Source organism: Pseudomonas sp. GNP014, from assembly GCF_054344005.1.
Window position 1 is genome coordinate 4,987,229 of the sequence record NZ_JBTGUS010000001.1, and the last position, 20,126, is coordinate 5,007,354.

Genomic DNA, 20,126 nt, shown 5'->3' on the forward strand with positions numbered 1-20,126 from the left:
CAAAGGGAGAGGATTGGGTGAGGGCCTTGTAGCACATGGGCATGGGGAACTGGCGCGTCACTCACTCCGCGGATATTGCGCCTCCCCTACTTGCTCCATCCACTCCACCACCTCGCCGTCCAGCACCTCGGCAATCGCAATGTGCGTCATCGCCGTCGTCGGTGCTGCGCCATGCCAATGCTTCACATCTGGTGCAATCCACACCGTGTCACCCGGGCGAATCTCGCGTATTGGCTGGCCCCATTCCTGCACGAAACCGGCACCGGCCGTCACGATCAACGTCTGCCCCAACGGGTGGGTGTGCCATGCCGTTCGCGCTCCCGGCTCGAACGTCACCGTGGCGCCGCTGACCCGCGCGGCATCCGAGCCCTTGAACGGCGCATCGACCCGCACGATTCCGGTGAACCAATCCGCCGGGCCGCGGGCCGAAGGTTGTGAGCCATTGGGCGTGACCGTCACGCGTGCACTTTCATTGGCCTGCACATCCGCAGCCAACAGAGACAACGTCAACGCTGAAGCAGTAATCGGGTTCATGACATGCCCTCCAGAATGCAAAAAAAATCGGTAGGTGCAGCCTTCGGCAGCGCCTGCAGGTCACTTTAGCGGGCCGTACTCTTCAGATAATCGACTAGAATTCGAAAAAACTTATGCAGGACACTCATCAATGCTTCGGGAAAACGCCACTGACCTGCTCGCCTTCCTCGCCGTCGCGCGCGCGCGCAGCTTCACCAAGGCAGCCGCCAAACTGGGCGTTTCGCAATCGGCACTCAGCCACACCATCCGCGCCCTCGAAACCCGTCTGGGCCTGCGCCTGCTGACCCGCACCACCCGCAGCGTTTCGCCCACCGAGGCCGGCGAACACCTGCTGCAAAGCATCGGCCCGCGTTTCGAAGAGATCGAGCGCGAACTCGCCGCCCTGAGTCACCTGCGTGAAACCCCGGCCGGCAGAATCCGCATCAGCGCCACCGACCATTCGCTGGACTGGCTGCTGCGCCCGGTGCTGCAGACTTTTCTGCCCAAGTATCCGGACATCGCCGTCGAGGTCTGCTGCGATTACGGCTTCGTCGATATCGCGGGACAAGGCTTCGATGCGGGCGTGCGCCTGGGCGAGGACGTCGCCCAAGGCATGATCGCCACCCGCATCGGCCCGGACATGCGCATGGCGGTGGTTGGCGCGCCGGAGTACTTCGCCCGTCATCCGGCACCGCACACCCCACGGGATTTGACCGGGCATGCCTGCAACAACCTGCGCCTGCCGACCAACGGCGGGCTCTATACCTGGGAGTTCGAGAAGGATGGCGAACGCCTGAAAGTGCGTGTCTCGGGGCAGATCACCCTGAACGGCGTCTACCCGCTGCTCAATGCGGCGCTGGATGGCTTTGGCCTGAGTTACATCCCGCAGAACATCGTCGCGCCGTATCTGGCCGAGGGCCGTTTGCAGCAAGTCCTGGAGGACTGGTGCCCGACGTTCGCCGGCTATCACCTGTACTACCCGAGCCGACGCCAGGCGGCACCGGCGTTTGCCTTGTTACTGGAGGCGTTGCGGTTTCGCGGTTGAGCGGCGCTAACCGAGCAACGCAATCAACTGGTGCCGCTGCGCATCCGTCAACATCGGCCCGAACCCGGCCCGGGCGTTATCGGCCATGTAGCGCGGATTGCTGGTGCCCGGAATCACACAGGTCACCGCTGGATGCGCAAGCAGAAACTTCAGCGCCAGTTGCGGCCAGCTGTTGACCTGCACGTCCGAGACCCAGCCCGGCAGCGGCTTGTCCTTGAGCCTGGCGAGCACCCCACCGCCGCCAAACGGCCGGTTGCAGATCACGGCCACACCGCGCTCGCGGCACAGCGGCAAGAGGCGCTTTTCCACACCACGATCGTCGAGGGCGTAGTTGATTTGCAGGAAGTCGACGGGCTCGGCCTTGAGTACCGCTTCGACTTCGTCATAAGCCGAAGGCGTGTAATGGGTGATGCCGATGTAGCGGATGCGCCCCTGCTCTTTCCACTCCCGCAGGGTCGGCAGGTGGGTTTGCCAGTCGAGCAGGTTGTGGATCTGCATCAGGTCGATGCGTTCGGTGCGCAACAAGCTGAATGACTGCTCCATCTGCGCGATGCCCTCGGCGCGCCCGCGGGTCCACACCTTGGTGGCCAGAAACGCTGGCGAGCGCGGTTCGTGGATCGACAGCAGTTCACCGGTGGTCTGTTCGGCACGGCCATACATCGGCGAGCTGTCGATGACAGTGCCGCCCTTGCCGAACAACTCATCGAGCACGGCCGGCAGTTGCCGGTAGACCGGATCGCCCGGCGCAACGTCAAAACCGCGATAAGTGCCCAGGCCCACCATGGGCAGCGACTCGGAGCTTGAGGGGATGGCGCGGGTCTGCATGGTCTGGCCTCCGGAAATCGCGGGCGTGGTGGCAATGGCCAGCGCCCGCTCAAGGGTGAAGACCGCCGAAACCCCGGCAGCCAGTGTGAGCAAACGGCGACGGGAGTAACCCTCAGTGTGGCTCATGCTGGTTCCCCTGCTGCCTGGATCTGTTGCACGTTGTGTGCGCACGCTGTCCGCTCGCCATGCTGGACTACACTGCGACAGCGAACCCTCACACCCGTTAAAAGTAGCCGAATGTCCCGACGCCTGATGTCACTCGTCGCCTTGATCGTTGCCCTGTACCTGGCGCTGTGCGCCGCGCTGTTCGTGTTTCAGCGCTCGTTGATCTACTTCCCGCGGCCCGCTGCGGTCGAAGCAGCGGACGCTCGCCTGAAACTGTCGATGCCGGATGCCGACGTTTGGGTGACCACGCGAGCACGTGCCGGACCGCGAGCAGTGATCTATTTCGGCGGCAATGCCGAGGACGTGTCGCGCAATCTACCGGGGTTCGCCGAAGCCTTTCCGGATGACGCGCTGTATTTCCTGCACTATCGGGGCTTCGGCGGCAGCGGCGGCTCGCCGTCTGAGGAGGCGATTGCCAAGGACGCCCTGGCACTGTTCGATCAGGTGTACGCCAGTCATCCACAGATAGCCGTGGTCGGACGCAGCCTCGGTTCCGGCGTTGCCGTACGCCTGGCCAGTCAGCGCCCGGTGCAGCAACTGATTCTGGTGACGCCGTATAACAGTCTCGAAGAAATCGCCGAACAGCATTATCCGTGGCTACCGGTGAAATGGTTGCTCAGGGATCGCTTCGAGTCGGGCAAGTACGCCGCGCATATCCGTGTGCCGACGTTGCTGCTCGCGGCAAGTGATGACGAGGTGATTGCACGGGCCAGTACCGAGCGCTTGCTGAGCAGCTTTCCCAAGGGTGTGGCGGTGTTGAAGGTGGTGCCGGATTCGGGGCATAACTCGATTTCCGAGCGGCGGGAATATCTGCAGTGGATGGGGGATGTGTTGAATCGCTGAGGGTCGTGTGGCTTTCATGGCTCCATCGCGAGCAGGCTCACTGCTACAGAGGAATGCATTTCAACTGCAGGAGTGAGCCTGCTCGCGACAGGGCCATCCAAGGCCACTTGAATATCTGCTTGATCCACGCTTCGTCGCCTCGAAAAAAAAGCCTTTGCCACCCCTTGAACCAAGTCCGAAAAGCCCAGTCCTACGCGCGCCGTGTTCTGCGGTGAACCCCACTCAAGCGCTGTTCCCCTTTTTCAGAGCTGTCTGTCCCATGCGCCACGCCGTCCGTTCGTCTCGCTTCGTTTCGCTGTGCCTGCTGATCCTTTCGCCGCTGTTCGCTGAAACCGCCCATGCGGGTGCGGAACGGCAACTGGTGGCGGCCATCAATGACTACCGTGCCCATCCGCAACGCTGCGATCGGCGCCCCGCACAACGCCTGGCGCCCTTGGCATTGAAGTCGAACCTGGCCTTGCCGATCGGTTATCGCTACGCCGGTGGCATGCGTGAAGCGTTGAAGTCGTCCGGGTATTCCGCCGTGGCGGTGCGCAGTATTCGCGTGGTCGGCGCCGAGGACGCCGAAGCAGCCTTCGACCTGCTGCAGAACGACCACTGCGCCGCGTTGCTGGATGCGAGCTACGCCGACATCGGCGTCAGTCGTTCGCGCAATGAATGGCAAGTGGTGCTGGCACAGCCGGTGCTCGACAGTCGTGTTGGCGATAACCGCAGCGTCGGCAAGGCGTTGCTCGCCGAGGTCAACGCCGCCCGGGCGCGCCCAAGAATGTGTGGCCGTCAGCGGTTCGCCGCCGCCCGCCCCTTAAGCTGGAATGCCGCGCTCGGCGCCGCCGCGCAGGGCCACAGCAAAGCGATGGCCTACGGCAACTATTTCGCTCACCGCGATCCGGACGGTGACCTGCCCGCCGACCGCGCCCGGGCAGCGGGCTACCGTGGCCGGCAAATAGGCGAAAATATTGCCGCCGGGCAGAGCTCACCGGGCAAGGCGATGGCCGGATGGCTGGCCAGCCCCGGGCATTGCGCCAACCTGATGAACCCGATGTTCACCCAGGTCGGCGCCGGCTTCGCCAGTGAGGCGCGCAGCGATGAAGGGGTTTACTGGACGATGGTGTTTGGCGCGCCTTGATGGCCAGCGCACAGTCCCAGTTTCAGTAATTCCTTGCGTAGCATGGAAGAATTCACCAGCCGCGCGAGCACCGCATACGCCTGCACATCCTGCGCCGTGGTCATTTGCCCGGTGAAATTCAGGGTGTTGTCGAGTATCGCCGTAGCCAGGAGCGCAGCGCTTTGCTGACTGATCTTCAGCAACAAGTCCGCCTTGTCCCAACGCTGAAAGACCTGTGTGACGGCAGCACCGATCGGCTGGATATCGGCGGCAGAGCCGAGTCTCTGCGCTCAGTACTGCTCGTAACCGGGATGATGGTCGATGACTTCCACCTCTTCTGCGATGGAAATCCGCCGGGTAGCCCAATTGCGTAACGGTATTGGACAGGTGGTTTTTCCTGTTACCCCACTCCGAACCCGGTACCCCATGTTTCAGGCAGGGGCAAAATTGCACACTCTGATGACGGAAACATGACAAGACGAAGAGATTTCGACGTCTGAACAATGACAACGGGATAACCGCTGTTGAGTGGTTATCCCGTTTTTAATGCGCGCTCACGCTGCGCGTTGACCGCCCGCCACCATCGCCGAAGCCGCCAGCATCGCCCGCAGCAATACCGCACACCCCGCCGCCAGGTCATCCGGCGCGGCGTTTTCGATTTCGTTGTGGCTGATGCCGCCTTCGCACGGCACAAAAATCATCCCGGCCGGGCCGAGTTCGGCGAGGAAAATCGCGTCATGCCCGGCGCCACTGACGATGTCCATGTGCGACAGACCCAGCCCTTTCGCCGCGCCGCGCACCGCCGCCACACAGCCCTTCTCGAAGTACAGCGGCGGGAAGTCGGCGGTCGGGGTCAGTTCATAGGTCAGCCCGTGCTCTTCGCAGGTGGCGTCGATGACGTGTTTCACCTCGGCGATCATCGAATCCAGGCGTGCCGGCTCCAGATGACGAAAATCGAGGGTCATGCGCACTTCGCCGGGGATGACGTTGCGCGAGCCGGGATAGGCCTGCAGGCAACCGACGGTGCCACAGGCGTGGGGTTGATGGCCGAGGGCGGCGCGGTTGACCGCACCGACGATCACCGAGGCACCGACCAGGGCGTCCTTGCGCAGGTGCATCGGCGTCGGCCCGGCATGAGCTTCAACGCCGCGCAGCTTGAGGTCGAACCACTTCTGCCCGAGCGCGCCGAGCACCACACCGATGGTTTTCTGTTGGTCTTCAAGGATCGGGCCTTGCTCGATGTGCGCCTCGAAATACGCGCCGACCTTGTGCCCGCTGACTTTGCGCGGCCCGGCATAGCCGATGGCGTTGAGCGCTTCGCCGACGGTGACGCCCTCGGCATCGACCTTGGCCAGGGTTTCTTCGAGGGTGAATTTTTCGGCAAACACTCCGGAGCCCATCATGCATGGGGCGAAACGAGAGCCCTCTTCGTTGGTCCAGACCACCACCTCCAGCGGCGCTTCGGTTTCCACGCCGAGGTCATTGAGGGTGCGCAACACTTCGACGCCGGCGAGCACGCCGAAGCAGCCGTCGAACTTGCCGCCGGTGGGCTGAGTGTCGATGTGGCTGCCGGTCATCACCGGCGGCAGATCGGGATTACGCCCCGGACGGCGGGCGAAGATGTTGCCCACCTGATCGACCGTGACGCTGCACCCGGCGTCCTTGCACCATTGCACGAAGAGATCGCGGGCCTGGCGGTCGAGGTCGGTCAGGGCCAGGCGACAGACCCCGCCCTTGACCGTGGCGCCAAGCTTGGCCAGTTCCATGAGCGAGGCCCAGAGGCGGTCGCGGTTGATGTGCTGATGGGTGGATTGCAGAACGTCTACGGCTGCGTTCATGTTGATCTCCTCAGGCAGTTTCTTATGATATTTCTGTGGTGCTTTTTGGGCCGCCATCGCTGGCAAGCCAGCTCCCACAGGTTTTTGGGTGTGCCCACAATTTGTGTACGACTCGATCCCTGTGGGAGCTGGCTTGCCAGCGATGAAGCCTTCCTTTACACCGCTGATTTCATGACCGAAGGCTGCGCCCGCATCACGCACAACCCGTAATAAATCACCCCGCCCAGCGCCGAGCCGGTGAACCAGCCGTAGCTGTAGAACCAACTGAACGCATCGCTGCCCAGCGACAACAGGGTCAACACCACCGGCACGCCAAACGCGGTAAATCCGGCCCAGTTCCACGCCGGATACACGTCGTCGCGGTACAACCCGGCCAGGTCCAGTTGCTGTTTCTTGATCAGGAAATAGTCCACCACCATGATCCCGGCGATCGGCCCGAGCAGGCTCGAATAGCCCAGCAGCCAGTTGGAATACACGGTCTCCAGGCTGACGTCGGAAACGATCAGCCCCAGCTTTTTCAGCAGTTCGTGGGCCATCAAGGCCAGCCCGACCAACCCGGTGAGCAACACTGCTTTGGTGCGGTTGATGACCTTGGGCGCAATGTTCTGGAAGTCGTTGGTCGGCGAAACAATGTTCGCTGCGGTGTTGGTCGACAGCGTGGCGATGATGATCAGCGCCATGGCCACCGCGACCCACACCGGGCTTTGAATGTGGCCGATCAGACTGACCGGATCGGACACCGTGACACCCACCAGTTTCACCGAGGCGGCGGTCATCACCACACCCAGCGAGGCGAACAGGAACATGGTCAGTGGCAAGCCGAAAATCTGCCCGAGGATCTGGTCCTTCTGGCTCTTGGCATAACGGCTGAAGTCAGGAATGTTCAGCGACAACGTGGCCCAGAAGCCCACCATCGCGGTCAGCCCGGCGGCGAAGTAACTGACCACACTGGCGCCTTCCGGGCGTTTCGGTGGAATCGCCAGCAGCTCGGTCATCGACACATTGGGCATCGCCCACATCAGCAAGCCAATGCCGACCGCTACCAGCAACGGCGCGGACAGGGTTTCCAGCCATTTGATCGACTCGGCGCCACGAATCACCACCCACAGGTTCAGCGACCAGAAGATCATGAAGCCGATCACCTCGCCGGTGCCGCCCAGGGATTTCCAGCCCTCGAACACCGAACCGAGAAACAGGTGAATCGCCAGGCCGCCAAACATCGTTTGAATGCCGAACCAGCCACACGCCACCAGCGCGCGGATCAGGCACGGCACGTTGGAGCCGAGCACGCCGAACGACGAACGCAGCAGCACCGGGAATGGAATCCCGTACTTGGTGCCCGGGAAAGCGTTGAGCGTGAGCGGGATCAGCACAATGACGTTGGCCAGCAGAATCGCCATCAGCGCTTCGCCCACGCTCAGGCCGAAATACGCGGTGAGCACGCCGCCGAGGGTGTAGGTCGGCACGCACACCGACATGCCGACCCACAGCGCGGTGATGTGCCATTTGTTCCAGGTTCGTTCGCGCACCTTGGTCGGTGCCATGTCGTGGTTGTAACGGGGACTGTCGAGGACGTCGCTGCCGGCTTCGAGTTCGAACAAGCCGTCGCGCTCGGTCACTTGCGATCTGTTCTGTTGCATGGCCGCTCCACTGTTCTTCTGATTATTTTTTTGCTCATCAGGCGGCTGCACACCAGGGTGCGAGCCGGACGATGGCCGGAGGAACTGACAACTTTCGTGTACCGGCCATGGTGTCAGCGGCGGCATCAATAAACGTGCCGGGTGCCCCGCTTACGCATCGGGCCGTGGTTCAAACACATTGCAACTTTCTGATATTGCTCGGTTTTAATTATTTATCGAGAGAGTCCGTGAAAACCTGTCTGCACGCTCAGGCTAAACGTTTGCCAAGTTGTTCGAACTGTCAGGACTCAATCTGGTGCACTGCAATTTTTTTCATTCGGGGCGATCGACCGCAGCTCAACTTCAAGCGGCTGATTTCACATAGGAAATCTTGCTCATATTTCCATCCTGTCAAGTGCGTCAAAATGGTGAACAGCCTCACCATTTTGGTGATTTATGTTTTTTATCTTTATTTTTCAAACACTTAAAACATTCATAAGCTTATAAAAAATAATCTTGATCAATTTCAAAACTGCGACTAGTTTCTATTCCTGACAGCCATGACAGGAATACGCCGTTCATCGCTGTACATCAATAAAACATATAGAACCGATACCAGTCGGTCATGCCTGCGAGGAACTCGGAATGTCTCTGTTGATCCGTGGCGCCACCGTTGTTACCCATGATGAAAGTTATCGCGCCGACGTCTATTGCGCCGACGGCGTGATCAAAGCCATTGGTGAACACCTTGATATTCCCGCCGACGCCGAAGTGCTCGATGGCAGCGGTCAATACCTGATGCCGGGCGGCATCGACCCACACACCCACATGCAACTGCCCTTCATGGGCACCGTGGCCAGTGAAGACTTCTTCAGTGGCACGGCGGCCGGTCTGGCCGGTGGCACCACCTCGATCATCGACTTCGTGATTCCCAATCCGCAACAGTCACTGATGGAAGCCTTTCATCAGTGGCGCGGCTGGGCCGAGAAGTCCGCGTCCGACTATGGCTTCCACGTCGCGATCACCTGGTGGAGCGAGCAGGTGCGTGAGGAGATGGCCGAGCTGGTCAGCCATCACGGGATCAACAGCTTCAAGCATTTCATGGCCTACAAGAACGCGATCATGGCCGCCGATGACACGCTGGTGGCGAGTTTCGAGCGCTGCCTGGAACTCGGCGCCGTGCCGACCGTGCACGCGGAAAACGGCGAGCTGGTCTATCACCTGCAACGCAAGTTGATGGCCCAGGGCATCACCGGGCCGGAAGCGCATCCGCTGTCGCGGCCGTCGCAGGTGGAAGGCGAAGCGGCGAGCCGGGCGATTCGCATTGCCGAAACCATCGGTACGCCGTTGTACCTGGTGCACGTTTCCACCAAGGAAGCCCTCGACGAAATCACCTATGCCCGCAGCAAGGGCCAACCGGTGTACGGCGAAGTGCTGGCCGGGCATCTGCTGCTCGACGACAGCGTCTATCAGCACCCGGACTGGCAGACCGCCGCCGGTTACGTGATGAGCCCGCCGTTCCGTCCGCGCGGGCATCAGCAAGCGCTGTGGCATGGTCTGCAAAGCGGCAACCTGCACACCACCGCCACCGACCACTGCTGCTTCTGCGCCGAGCAAAAAGCCGCCGGGCGCGACGACTTCAGCAAGATCCCCAACGGCACCGCCGGCATCGAAGACCGCATGGCAGTGTTGTGGGACGAAGGGGTCAACAGTGGGCGTTTGTCGATGCAGGACTTCGTCGCCCTCACCTCCACCAACACTGCGAAAATCTTCAACCTCTACCCACGCAAAGGCGCGATTCGTGTGGGTGCCGATGCCGACCTGGTGCTGTGGGACCCGCAAGGTACCCGCACCATCTCCGCCAAGACCCACCATCAGCAGGTGGACTTCAACATCTTCGAAGGCAAGACCGTGCGCGGCGTGCCGAGCCATACCGTCAGCCAGGGCAAAGTGGTCTGGGCGGACGGCGACCTGCGCGCCGAGCGTGGGGCCGGGCGCTACATCGAACGGCCGGCGTATCCGGCGGTGTTTGATTTGCTGAGCAAGCGCGCTGAGATGCACAAGCCGACTGCTGTGAAACGCTGAAATCCAGGCCTTCGGCCTTCGCGAGCAAGCTCGCTCCCACAGGGGAATGCATTCCAAATGTGGGAACGAGCTTGCTCGCGAAGAGGCCATTCCGAACGCCACAAAAACCACTGCCCGACAGAGGCAGAAACCTCAAATAACCGTGAGGCAAAAAACCGTGATCGAGACCCTGAACCATCTCCCGCACCCACACGAAAGCGCCGCCGCCCTCGCCGGCCATTTCACCGATCTGGCGCCACCGCTCAACGCCCGGCAGGCGCATCTGGAAGCCTCACGCTGCCTGTATTGCTACGACGCGCCATGCGTCAATGCGTGCCCGAGCGAGATCGACATTCCGTCGTTCATCCGCAACATCCATCAGGACAACGTGCCCGGTGCAGCGCAGAAAATCCTTTCGGCGAATATCCTCGGCGGCAGTTGTGCGCGAGTCTGTCCGACCGAAATCCTCTGCCAGCAAGCCTGCGTGCGCAACAACGCGCAGGAATGCGCGCCGGTGCTGATCGGCCTGCTGCAACGCTACGCCGTGGACAACGCGCACTTCACCGAGCACCCGTTCCAGCGCGCCGCCAGCAGCGGCAAACGCATCGCCGTGGTCGGCGCCGGGCCCGCGGGATTGTCCTGCGCTCATCGCAGCGCCATGCACGGGCATGACGTGGTGATTTTCGAAGCGCGGGAGAAAGCCGGCGGCCTCAACGAATACGGCATCGCCAAATACAAATTGGTCGACGACTACGCGCAAAAGGAACTGGATTTCCTCCTGCAGATCGGCGGCATCGAGATTCGCCACGGGCAGAAACTCGGCGACAACCTGACCCTAAGCGAATTGCATCAGCAATTCGACGCGGTGTTCCTCGGCCTCGGCCTCAATGCCAGCAAACAGCTCGGCCTGCAACACGAGGACGCCCCCGGCCTGCTCGCCGCCACCGACTACATCCGCGAACTGCGTCAGGCCGATGACCTCTCGCAACTGCCGCTGGCCGAGCGCTGCATCGTCCTCGGCGCCGGCAACACCGCGATCGACATGGCCGTGCAAATGGCCCGCCTCGGTGCCCGCGATGTCAATCTGGTGTATCGCCGGGGTGCGGCGGACATGGGCGCCACAGGCCACGAACAGGACATCGCCAAAGCCAATCAGGTGCGCCTGCTGACCTGGGCGCAACCGGACGAAGTGCTGCTCGACGCGCAAGGCCAGGTGCGCGGCATGCGTTTCGCCCGCACGCATCTGGTCGAAGGACGCCTGCAAACCACTGGCGAAACCTTCGAACTGGCAGCTGATGCGATCTTCAAAGCCATCGGTCAGGCCTTCGACAGCAGCGCCCTCGCCGACCCGCTGGCCCGCGAACTCAAGCGTCAGGGCGAGCGGATTCAGGTCGATGACAACCTGCGCACCAGCATCCCCGGGGTGTATGCCGGCGGCGACTGCACCAGCCTCGATCAGGACCTCACCGTGCAAGCCGTGCAGCACGGCAAACGCGCCGCCGAGGCGATCAATGCTCAACTGATGCTTAACGTGGAGGCTGCGTAAATGGCCGATCTCTCGATTGTCTTCGCCGGTATCAAAGCCCCCAATCCATTCTGGCTGGCCTCCGCGCCGCCGACCGACAAGGCTTACAACGTAGTCCGTGCCTTCGAGGCCGGTTGGGGCGGCGTGGTCTGGAAAACCCTCGGCGAGGACCCGGCGGCGGTTAACGTCTCGTCGCGCTACTCGGCACACTACGGCAATAACCGCGAAGTGCTGGGCATCAACAACATCGAACTGATCACCGACCGCTCGCTGGAGATCAACCTGCGCGAGATCACCCAGGTCAAGAAAGACTGGCCGGACCGCGCGCTGATCGTCTCGCTGATGGTGCCGTGCGTGGAGGAATCGTGGAAACACATCCTGCCGCTGGTCGAAGCCACCGGCGCTGACGGTATCGAGCTGAATTTCGGTTGCCCGCACGGTATGCCCGAGCGTGGCATGGGCGCGGCGGTGGGTCAGGTGCCGGAGTATGTCGAGCAGGTCACCCGCTGGTGCAAGACTTATTGCTCGCTGCCGGTGATCGTCAAACTGACGCCGAACATCACCGACATCCGCGTCGCCGCCCGCGCCGCGCATCGCGGTGGCGCCGATGCGGTGTCGCTGATCAATACGATCAACTCGATCACCAGTGTCGATCTGGAACACATGGTCGCCCTGCCCACCGTCGGCAGCAAAAGCACCCATGGCGGTTACTGCGGCTCGGCGGTCAAGCCGATTGCCCTGAACATGGTCGCCGAAATCGCCCGCGATCCGCAGACCCAGGGCTTGCCGATTTGTGGCATTGGCGGCATCGGCAGTTGGCGTGATGCGGCGGAATTCATGGCGCTGGGCAGCGGCGCGGTGCAGGTGTGCACAGCGGCAATGTTGCATGGCTTCCGCATTGTCGAAGAGATGAAGGACGGCTTGTCGCGGTGGATGGACAGTCAGGGCTACGCCAACATCGCCGAGTTTTCCGGGCGTGCGGTGGGCAATACCACGGACTGGAAGTACCTCGACATCAACTATCAGGTGATTGCGAAGATCGACCAGGACGCGTGCATCGGTTGCGGGCGTTGCCACATTGCCTGCGAAGACACCTCACACCAGGCGATCAGCAGCCTGAAGCAGGCCGACGGCACGCATAAATATGAAGTGATTGATGACGAGTGCGTGGGCTGCAATCTGTGCCAGATCACCTGCCCGGTGCAGGACTGCATCGAAATGGTGCCGATGGAGACGGGCAAGCCGTTTCTCGACTGGAACCATGATCCGAGGAATCCGTACCACGTTGCGGTCTAGACCGGCGGCCGATCCAAAAGCCCCCTCACCCTAACCCTCTCCCAAAGGGAGAGGGGACCGATTGGGGGGTGCTGCCAAACTCCGCCGACCTGAAAGTATTGTTGTGAATCCAAAATCGACTGGGGTTCATAGATGAGAGATGCTTTGAATCCATAATCGAATGGGATTCATAGATGAGAACTGCTTTGAATCCAAAATCAACTGGGATCCGCAGATAAGAACCGCTTTGAATCCAAAATCGCCTTGGATCCGCAGATACGAACCGCTTTGAATCCATAATCGACCCGGTCTTACAGGTCGATGTACCTCTCAACACACCTCGGTCAGCTCCCTCTCCCTCCGGGAGAGGGCTGGGGTGAGGGTCGGCTTTTACCTTCAGGGCTCCAGCCCGATCCCGCGCAAGATCACACTGGTCACCGTCTGCACCGCCCGTTCGAACTGCATGAATCGCCTGGGATTCACAGATAAGAACAGCTTTGAATCCAAAATCGACTGGGATCGACAGATACGAACCGCCTTGAATCCATAATCGACCCGGTCTTACAGGTCGATGTACCTCTCAACACACCTCGGTCAGCTCCCTCTCCCTCCGGGAGTGTATGTACCGGAGACATGGTGGACACATGTTCGGAGACATGGTGGACGGTTTTAGATCTTCTTACCTGCTGTAACGATCTGCAAGTTCAAGTCGATTCGGGCGATGCGATGTCTACTCCAGTAGACATCGTGGATGCCGTCCTCCGTCGTTTCCCGGATAGCTACTGACTTCCCGTAAAAAGCTTTCCCGACTGTGTATTCACGGTTCCTCCAGTAGATCTCGCCCTTTACCTGAACCTTCCTGACCACATCACCATCGTCGTACTCCGGCGCTGCGGGTTGCTCCTGATATTCCCTTGAGCTGCTGCTGTACCGAGTAGCAGGAACCTGCATGTCCAGCGCTTGATGCGGGCGCTTCTGGTTGTAAATATCACGCCAGATATCAAACGCCCGTTGCGCGCTGTTGAGATCGTTAAAGTGCTGACCCTGGAGGACTTCATTTTTCAGACTGCGGTGGAAGCGTTCCAGCTTTCCTTGGGTTTGCGGATGATAAGGTCGTGAGTGGCCGACCTTGATGCCTTGACTCATCAGCCAGACCTCCAGCGCGGTATAAACGCCTGTCTGATCACCCCATGGAGAGCCGTTGTCCATCGTCATGCGCAAAGGCAGGCCATAGCGCCGAAAGGCCCGGACCAGATGCTCCTGGACGGTGTCGCGCTGCTCATTGATACACGCCGCGATGCACAGTGAAAACCGCGAATGATCGTCCAGCATCGTCAACGGATGGCAACGCCCCTGACCCAGACTGATATGCCCCTTGAAGTCCATCTGCCAAAGATCGTTGGGCGCTTCATGCTCAAAACGGATAAACGGTTTGATCTCGGCGGCCTTTGGATCAACGCGTGAATGACGCTGTAAAACCGCATGCACGGTACTGACCGAAGGCATCACTAAGCCGTTGTCTTCCAACACACGTTTGAGCTTGCGAGCGCCCCAGGCCGCGTACTCCTGACTCACGGTCAGAATCTGCTGTTCAACCTCATCAGCACATCGCTTGGGTGATGTCTTCGGTCGTCGAGACTGATCGTTCAGTCCTTCTGCACCCAGGTTTTCAAACCTGTTAAGCCATTTATAGGCGGTGCTTGGGCTGATATTAAATCGACGGCAAAGCTGCCGGACATTGGCCCCTTCTTGCCGAGCCAAAAGCACGAATTCTGAACGAAGCTGCACAGTGGACACCTCTTCCCAAGACACAGGTCATCTCCTTAGTGATGAGCAATGTGCCTATTAAAAAGTGTCCACCATGTCTCCGAACACCTGTCCACCATGTGTCCGGTACATACAGGGAGAGGGCTGGGGTGAGGGTCGGCTTTTACTTTCAGGGCTCCAGCCCGATCCCGCGCAAGATCACACTGGTCACCGTCTGCACCGCCCGCTCGAACTGCATGAATCGCCTGGGATTCACAGATAAGAACCGCCTTGAATCCATAATCGACCCGGTCTTACAGGTCGATGTACCTCTCAACACACCTCGGTCAGCTCCCTCTCCCTCCGGGAGAGGGTTGGGGTGAGGGTCGGCTTTTACTTTCAGGGCTCCAGCCCGATCCCACGCAAGATCACACTGGTCACCGTCTGCACCGCCCGCTCGAACTGCATGTCCGACAGCGGTTGGTGTTCGTTGAGAATATTCACTTGATGATCGAAGTCGGCGTAATGCTGGGTCGAGGCCCAGATCATGTACAGCAGGCTCGACGGTTCCACCGGCAGAATCCGCTGGTCTTCCACCCATTGACGGATCTTCGCTTCTTTCATTTTCGCCCAGTCGTACAGGCTCACATCCAGCGCCTCGCCCAGCGTCGGCGCGCCGTGGATGATTTCGTTAGCCCAGACTTTCGAACCGTATGGCCGGCTGCGCGAATGATTCATCTTGGCGCGGATGTAGCTGCTGAGCACCACCCGTGGATCGTCGAACATTTCGAAACACAGCGCATCCTGCTTCCACACTTCCAGCAAATCGAACAACACCGCGCTGTACAGCTCACTCTTGGTGGAAAAGTAGTAATGCAGGTTGGAGCGCGGCAGTTGCACTTCGGCGGCGATGTCAGCCATGGCGGTGCCGCCGAAGCCTTTTTCGGCGAAGACTTTTTCCGCCGCCAGCAGGATTTTCTCGACGTTACTGCGACGAATCTCGATCTTGTGATTGCCCATGTGGGCTCCCTGGCAACAGCGTTGCCCAAGACTAGCATCCGCTCTGGTGCGCGGGCGACCGCGACAAACAAAACTTCGTACGAAGGACAGCGGGTAGCTAAACTGACGCTTTTTATTCTGCCAACGAGGTATCCGCGATGCTGTTCAAGAATCTCCTGACCACCACTGCCCTGCTCGCTTCGCTGTTCGCCGCCACCTCCGTGTTAGCTCACGCCCACCTGAAAAGCCAGACCCCGGCTGCCGACAGCACCGTCACTGCACCGGCCGACCTGCGCCTGACCTTCTCCGAAGGCGTCGAAGCCAGCTTCACCAAAGTCACCTTGACCAAGGATGGCGCACCGATCGCGCTCAAGCCGCTGACCACCCAAGGTGACAAGAAAACCCTGATCGTCACCCCCGCCGCACCACTGACGGCGGGTGAATACAAAGTCGAGTGGCACGCCGTATCCGTCGATACGCACAAAAGCGAAGGCGCCTATCAGTTCAAGGTTGGCCAGTGATTGATGAATGAAGCGCTGGTGCTGTGCCGCTTCCTGCATTTCACCGTGGTGTTGATGCTGTTCGGCGCCTGGCTGTTCCGGCCGTTGCTGCTCAACGGTGAAGCGCTGGCGCTGGATCGGCAGTTGACGCACCTGACGCGTTGGCTGACGGCCATTGCACTGGCCAGCGGCATTGCCTGGGCGCTGTTGATCACGGCGAGCATGGCCGGTTCGGCGGCGGCAGCGTTTGACGTGGACACGGTTGCCTTGGTGCTGGGCAATACGTTTTTTGGCCAGGTGTGGCGCTGGCACCTGCTGATCAATGCACTGCTGCTGGCATTGCTGTTCACTCCATGGCGTTCAAACCTGGCGTTACGGCTGGGCTTGAGCGGCGCGTTGCTGGCAACGCTGGCGCCGGTTGGTCACGGTGCGATGCTCGATGGCTTGAGCGGGCAACTGCTGATTCTCAACCAGGTCATCCACCTCACCTGCGTCGCCGCGTGGCTCGGCGGACTGTTGCTGCTGGTGATGATTCTGCGTCAGCCGAGTGAGCCGCGTGAGGTGTTGCGACGCTTCAGCGGTGTCGGTTACTGGCTGGTGGCCGGGCTGCTGATCACCGGATTGATCAACGTGCGCGTGCTGACCGACCAGTGGTGGCCGACGCCGTTGTTCAGCGGTTTTGCCCTGATTCTGCTGATCAAGGCGGCGCTGGTGGTGGGCATGCTGGCGCTGGCGCTGTTCAACCGCTTGCGGATTGATGATTGCGAACAACGGATGGGCGCGCTCAAGCGCAGTGTGGTGCTGGAATGGCTGTTGGGGATGGGGGCGGTGGCGGCGGTTTCGCTACTCGGCACCCTGCCCCCGATGATCACAGGATAAACGCCGTTCAACTGTGGGAGCGAGCTTGCTCGCGAAGGCGGTGTGTCAGATAAAGAAATGTCACTGATACATCGCTTTCGCGAGCAAGCTCGCTCCCACAGGGTTATGCATTGGGTCAATGAGGTTGTGTGTCGCCCGCCGCGGTATCAATACTGACCACCACCGACATCCCCGGACGCAACCGCTCCTCTTCCTGCTGCCCCTCATCAATGGTGATCCGCACCGGCACCCGCTGGGCGATTTTCACGAAGTTGCCGGTGGCGTTATCGGCTTGCAACAGCGCGAATTCCGAACCGGTGCCCGGCGAAATATGCTGCACGTGACCGGTGAATCTGCGGTGGTTCAACGCATCGACGGTGAAACGCACCGGTTGCCCGACGCGCACGCTGTCCATCTGGGTTTCCTTCATGTTGGCGATCACCCATTTCTGGTTCGGCACCAGCGCCATCAACTGCGCCCCGGAGTTGACGTAGGCGCCGAGGCGCACGCCAATCTGCCCGAGCTGGCCGTCACGCGGGGCGACGATGCGGGTGTTCGACAGGTCAATCCGCGCCAGTTGCACCGCCGCTTCCGCGCTGGCCACCGCCGCCTCCAGCGACCCGCGATTGACGATCACCGTTTGCAGGTCCTGCCGGGCGATTTCCAGATTGGCCTTGGCTTGCGCCACCGCCGCGACACTTTGCGCATTGGCCGCCAACGCCACGTCCATTTCACGCTTGGACACCGAGCCGTCACTCACCAGCTCCTTGTTGCGCCGCAGATCGGCCTCGCTTTTGCGCAACTGCGCTTCACTGTCGGCCTGCACCGCCTGACGCAACTTGATGGTCGCTTCGGCACTGTTGCGCTGCTGCACCACGTTAGCCAGCGCGGCTTTCTGCACCGCCAGTTGCGCCAACGCCTGATCGAGGCGTTGCTGATAAATCCGGTCGTCCAGACGCACCAGCAAATCACCAGCCTTCACGTACTGAAAATCCTGCACCGGCACCTCGAACACGTAGCCGCTGAGCTGCGGCCCGATGATCGTCACCTGCCCGCGTATCAGAGCGTTTTCGGTGGTCTCCACCGCGCTGCTGAACGGCGGCAATTGCCAGGCATACAACACGATCAACACGCCGACGATGGCGATCGCGGCAAAGCCCAGCGACGAGATGATCCGCACCCGCAGCGAGCGCGGTTCGGTGTTGGGCGAGGACGGCGGCGCCGCACCTTCAGGCGTGGCAGCGATGGCATTGGTGGTTGTGGTGGTCGGTTCGGTCATGAAGTAGAAGCACCGCTAGGTGGTACGGAAGGCGCAGAGGCGACGGCTTTGGTGGTGCTCATCAGCCACAGTGCACGAATGGACAGCCAGATCATGGTCAGCACCGCAATCACGGCGATCAGCATGAACACATCGTTGTAGGCCAGCACGTTGGCCTCGCGAGTCGCGGCATTCGACAGACTACGAATACCCGCCAGGTTGCGCAGGCTCGGGTCGGCCAGCAACGAGCCGTACGCCGAACCGCCGCTCTGCACGCGCGCGGCCACCAACGGGTCAGACAGCGTCAGGTGCTCAACGATGTGACTGGAATGAAATTTTTCCCGAGCGATCTGGAAGGTGCCCAGAAGTGCCGCGCCCAGCAGGCCGCCGAGGTTGTTGCAGATCCCGAACAGCACGGAAAAGCTCACCAGGTTGCGTGGATTGGTCAGCACATTGCGAGTACCGAAGACCATGGTCGGGCCGAGGAAAAACGTGCTGCCGAAGGCCAGCAGGAACTGACTGAAGTAGAGGTTTTCCGGGCGGGTCAGGTTGTTGGAAAAGCTGTCCATCATCGACCCGGTGGCCATCAGCGCCAGCGAGATGATCAGCGGCATCAGCAGGTGTTTGGGGTCAATGGTCAGCGCACTGGTCAACAGCCCCGCGACACTGCCGATCAGCATCACCACGTAGAGGCTGTGCAACTGCTCATAGCCCATGTTCAGGTTCTGCATGAAACCGACCGCACCGGTGGACTGCTCCGAGGTGACCATACGAATCAGGGTCACCGCCAGCGCCAGGCGGATCATCACCCCGCTGCCGAGCCAGCGGGTCATCAGCAGCGGGTTGCTGCGGTTATGTTCGATGGCCAGACCGGCGAGGATCAAGGCAATCGAGGCGGCCAGCGCATAGCCGATCCAGTTGGCCTCCAGCCACCAGTCGATACGCCCCAACGACAACACCGCACACAGCAGCGCTACACCGGTAGCCAGAATCGCAAAGGTGAGGAAGTCGAGGGGTTCGAACGTCTTGAAGCGATCGCCCGGCGGCAACTTGAGCATCAATACGCAGCCCAGCGAGAGCAGCGCCATGCCCAATTCGAACAGGTACAGGCCACGCCATTCGGCGATCTGCAACAAGTCCTCGGAAAACAGCCGCGCCAGCGGCAAGGCCAGTTGCGACGTGCCCAGGCCGAGCACCAGTGCCTTCATCCGCCACTTCGCCGGAAACGCCTGGACCATGTAATACAGGCCCAGCGAACTGAGTGCCGCACCGACCATGCCGTGGGCCGCCCGCACCGCCACCGCCGAGTTCAGGTCATTGACGAACAAATGGCCGAAGGTCACCAGTGCATACAGCACCAGAAATACTTCGGTGAACGCGCGCAAACCGAACTGCTGGCGAAACTTCACCAGCAGCAGGTTCATCGACACATTGGTCATCACGAACGCCGCCGGCAACCAGGCCATCTCCGCCGTGGTCGCCCCGAGCGCACCTTGCAGGTAAGGCAGGTTGGCGACCACCAGCGAGTTGCCCAAACCACCGGTCACCGCCACCAGCACACCGACCAGCGCATACGCCAGGCGCTTGGGATTGGAGTGCAACGGCGTCGAAGGGGAACCGGGCAGGCTGGGCTTTTCGTGGGGCTGCCAGTTGCGCGGGGCGTATTGATCCATGGAAAGGCCTTGTGCGGAACGTGGGTGAAGTTTGCCGCAAATTGACCGGCAACACACTCATCCCTGTCATCCATCAAACCCTGTGGGAGCTGGCTTTCCAGCGCTGAGGCCGGCATATCCAGCATCCTTGTTGAATGACACTGCGCAATCGCTGGCAAGCCAGCTCCCACCGGGTTGGGTGGCGAATTGAACATTCAGGCGCCAGCAAGTCATCGTATAACTTGCTGTTGACATTCCCCGAAAACGTAGGAAATATCCGCAACCATGTTGTACGA

16 protein-coding genes and 3 pseudogenes are annotated in these 20,126 nt (G+C 60.8%); 8 read left to right on the plus strand and 11 right to left on the minus strand.

Annotation, left to right across the window (positions count from 1 at the left end):
• Nucleotides 1-57: 57 nt before the first annotated feature.
• Entirely contained in the window at nucleotides 58-534 is a 477-nt protein-coding gene (locus ACXX9E_RS22355; protein ID WP_123462657.1) for a (R)-mandelonitrile lyase, read from the minus strand.
• A gap of 130 nt (nucleotides 535-664) precedes the next feature.
• Here ACXX9E_RS22355 and ACXX9E_RS22360 point away from each other — a divergent pair, with 130 nt between their 5' ends.
• Nucleotides 665-1,558, plus strand: a complete 894-nt coding sequence (locus tag ACXX9E_RS22360; RefSeq protein WP_123462655.1) for a LysR family transcriptional regulator — start codon at nucleotides 665-667, stop codon at nucleotides 1,556-1,558.
• 6 nt (nucleotides 1,559-1,564) lie between these two features.
• On the opposite strand, the gene ACXX9E_RS22365 is transcribed toward ACXX9E_RS22360, so the two are convergent.
• Nucleotides 1,565-2,509, minus strand: coding sequence for an aldo/keto reductase (locus tag ACXX9E_RS22365; RefSeq protein WP_186744236.1), 945 nt, complete (start codon nucleotides 2,507-2,509; stop codon nucleotides 1,565-1,567).
• A gap of 111 nt (nucleotides 2,510-2,620) precedes the next feature.
• On the opposite strand from ACXX9E_RS22365, the gene ACXX9E_RS22370 reads away from it, so the two are divergent.
• Nucleotides 2,621-3,391, plus strand: a complete 771-nt coding sequence (locus ACXX9E_RS22370) for an alpha/beta hydrolase (protein WP_186744239.1) — start codon at nucleotides 2,621-2,623, stop codon at nucleotides 3,389-3,391.
• Between the two features lie 259 nt (nucleotides 3,392-3,650).
• The gene (locus ACXX9E_RS22375; RefSeq protein WP_186744241.1) at nucleotides 3,651-4,517 is read left to right on the plus strand and encodes a CAP domain-containing protein; all 867 of its coding nucleotides are present in this window, start codon (nucleotides 3,651-3,653) and stop codon (nucleotides 4,515-4,517) included.
• Between the two features lie 62 nt (nucleotides 4,518-4,579).
• On the opposite strand, the pseudogene ACXX9E_RS22380 reads toward ACXX9E_RS22375, so the two are convergent.
• The 3 genes and pseudogenes from ACXX9E_RS22380 to ACXX9E_RS22390 all read right to left on the minus strand — a co-directional run.
• A pseudogene (locus ACXX9E_RS22380) lies at nucleotides 4,580-4,831 on the minus strand (DHH family phosphoesterase); the annotation flags it as partial.
• A 219-nt stretch (nucleotides 4,832-5,050) separates the two neighbouring features.
• Nucleotides 5,051-6,334, minus strand: a complete 1,284-nt coding sequence (locus ACXX9E_RS22385) for a Zn-dependent hydrolase (RefSeq protein WP_267804540.1) — start codon at nucleotides 6,332-6,334, stop codon at nucleotides 5,051-5,053.
• A 155-nt stretch (nucleotides 6,335-6,489) separates the two neighbouring features.
• Nucleotides 6,490-7,974 carry an NCS1 family nucleobase:cation symporter-1 gene (locus ACXX9E_RS22390; RefSeq protein WP_458556216.1) on the minus strand — a complete coding sequence of 495 codons (1,485 nt, stop codon included), beginning with the start codon at nucleotides 7,972-7,974 and terminating at the stop codon, nucleotides 6,490-6,492.
• 624 nt (nucleotides 7,975-8,598) lie between these two features.
• On the opposite strand from ACXX9E_RS22390, the gene hydA reads away from it, so the two are divergent.
• The 3 genes from hydA (at nucleotide 8,599) to preA (ending at nucleotide 12,838) form a co-directional block, all read left to right on the plus strand.
• Entirely contained in the window at nucleotides 8,599-10,038 is a 1,440-nt protein-coding gene (hydA, locus tag ACXX9E_RS22395; protein ID WP_123462646.1) for a dihydropyrimidinase, read from the plus strand.
• Between the two features lie 157 nt (nucleotides 10,039-10,195).
• Complete coding sequence (locus ACXX9E_RS22400) at nucleotides 10,196-11,563, plus strand: NAD(P)-dependent oxidoreductase (protein WP_123462964.1); 1,368 nt, start codon at nucleotides 10,196-10,198, stop codon at nucleotides 11,561-11,563.
• Nucleotides 11,564-12,838, plus strand: coding sequence for an NAD-dependent dihydropyrimidine dehydrogenase subunit PreA (preA, locus tag ACXX9E_RS22405; protein ID WP_123462644.1), 1,275 nt, complete (start codon nucleotides 11,564-11,566; stop codon nucleotides 12,836-12,838).
• A gap of 375 nt (nucleotides 12,839-13,213) precedes the next feature.
• Here preA and ACXX9E_RS22410 read toward each other — a convergent pair.
• The 4 genes and pseudogenes from ACXX9E_RS22410 to ACXX9E_RS22425 form a co-directional block, all read right to left on the minus strand.
• Nucleotides 13,214-13,294: pseudogene (locus ACXX9E_RS22410) on the minus strand (TetR/AcrR family transcriptional regulator); the annotation flags it as partial.
• 192 nt (nucleotides 13,295-13,486) lie between these two features.
• Nucleotides 13,487-14,629 carry an IS481 family transposase gene (locus ACXX9E_RS22415; protein ID WP_409202038.1) on the minus strand — a complete coding sequence of 381 codons (1,143 nt, stop codon included), beginning with the start codon at nucleotides 14,627-14,629 and terminating at the stop codon, nucleotides 13,487-13,489.
• 124 nt (nucleotides 14,630-14,753) lie between these two features.
• A pseudogene (locus ACXX9E_RS22420) lies at nucleotides 14,754-14,834 on the minus strand (TetR/AcrR family transcriptional regulator); the annotation flags it as partial.
• A 128-nt stretch (nucleotides 14,835-14,962) separates the two neighbouring features.
• Complete coding sequence (locus ACXX9E_RS22425) at nucleotides 14,963-15,583, minus strand: TetR/AcrR family transcriptional regulator (RefSeq protein WP_064587091.1); 621 nt, start codon at nucleotides 15,581-15,583, stop codon at nucleotides 14,963-14,965.
• Nucleotides 15,584-15,720: 137 nt separating this feature from the next.
• Between ACXX9E_RS22425 and copC the strand changes: the two genes are divergently transcribed.
• Nucleotides 15,721-16,083, plus strand: coding sequence for a copper homeostasis periplasmic binding protein CopC (gene copC / locus ACXX9E_RS22430; protein ID WP_458556217.1), 363 nt, complete (start codon nucleotides 15,721-15,723; stop codon nucleotides 16,081-16,083).
• A gap of 3 nt (nucleotides 16,084-16,086) precedes the next feature.
• Complete coding sequence (gene copD / locus ACXX9E_RS22435) at nucleotides 16,087-16,941, plus strand: copper homeostasis membrane protein CopD (protein ID WP_458556218.1); 855 nt, start codon at nucleotides 16,087-16,089, stop codon at nucleotides 16,939-16,941.
• A 115-nt stretch (nucleotides 16,942-17,056) separates the two neighbouring features.
• Here copD and ACXX9E_RS22440 read toward each other — a convergent pair whose 3' ends face one another.
• Both ACXX9E_RS22440 and ACXX9E_RS22445 read right to left on the minus strand, forming a co-directional pair.
• Nucleotides 17,057-18,199, minus strand: a complete 1,143-nt coding sequence (locus tag ACXX9E_RS22440) for an HlyD family secretion protein (protein WP_128615090.1) — start codon at nucleotides 18,197-18,199, stop codon at nucleotides 17,057-17,059.
• The gene (locus ACXX9E_RS22445) at nucleotides 18,196-19,851 is read right to left on the minus strand and encodes an MFS transporter (protein WP_123462635.1); all 1,656 of its coding nucleotides are present in this window, start codon (nucleotides 19,849-19,851) and stop codon (nucleotides 18,196-18,198) included. Before ACXX9E_RS22445 ends, ACXX9E_RS22440 begins: the two co-directional genes overlap by 4 nt.
• Nucleotides 19,852-20,126: the final 275 nt, after the last annotated feature.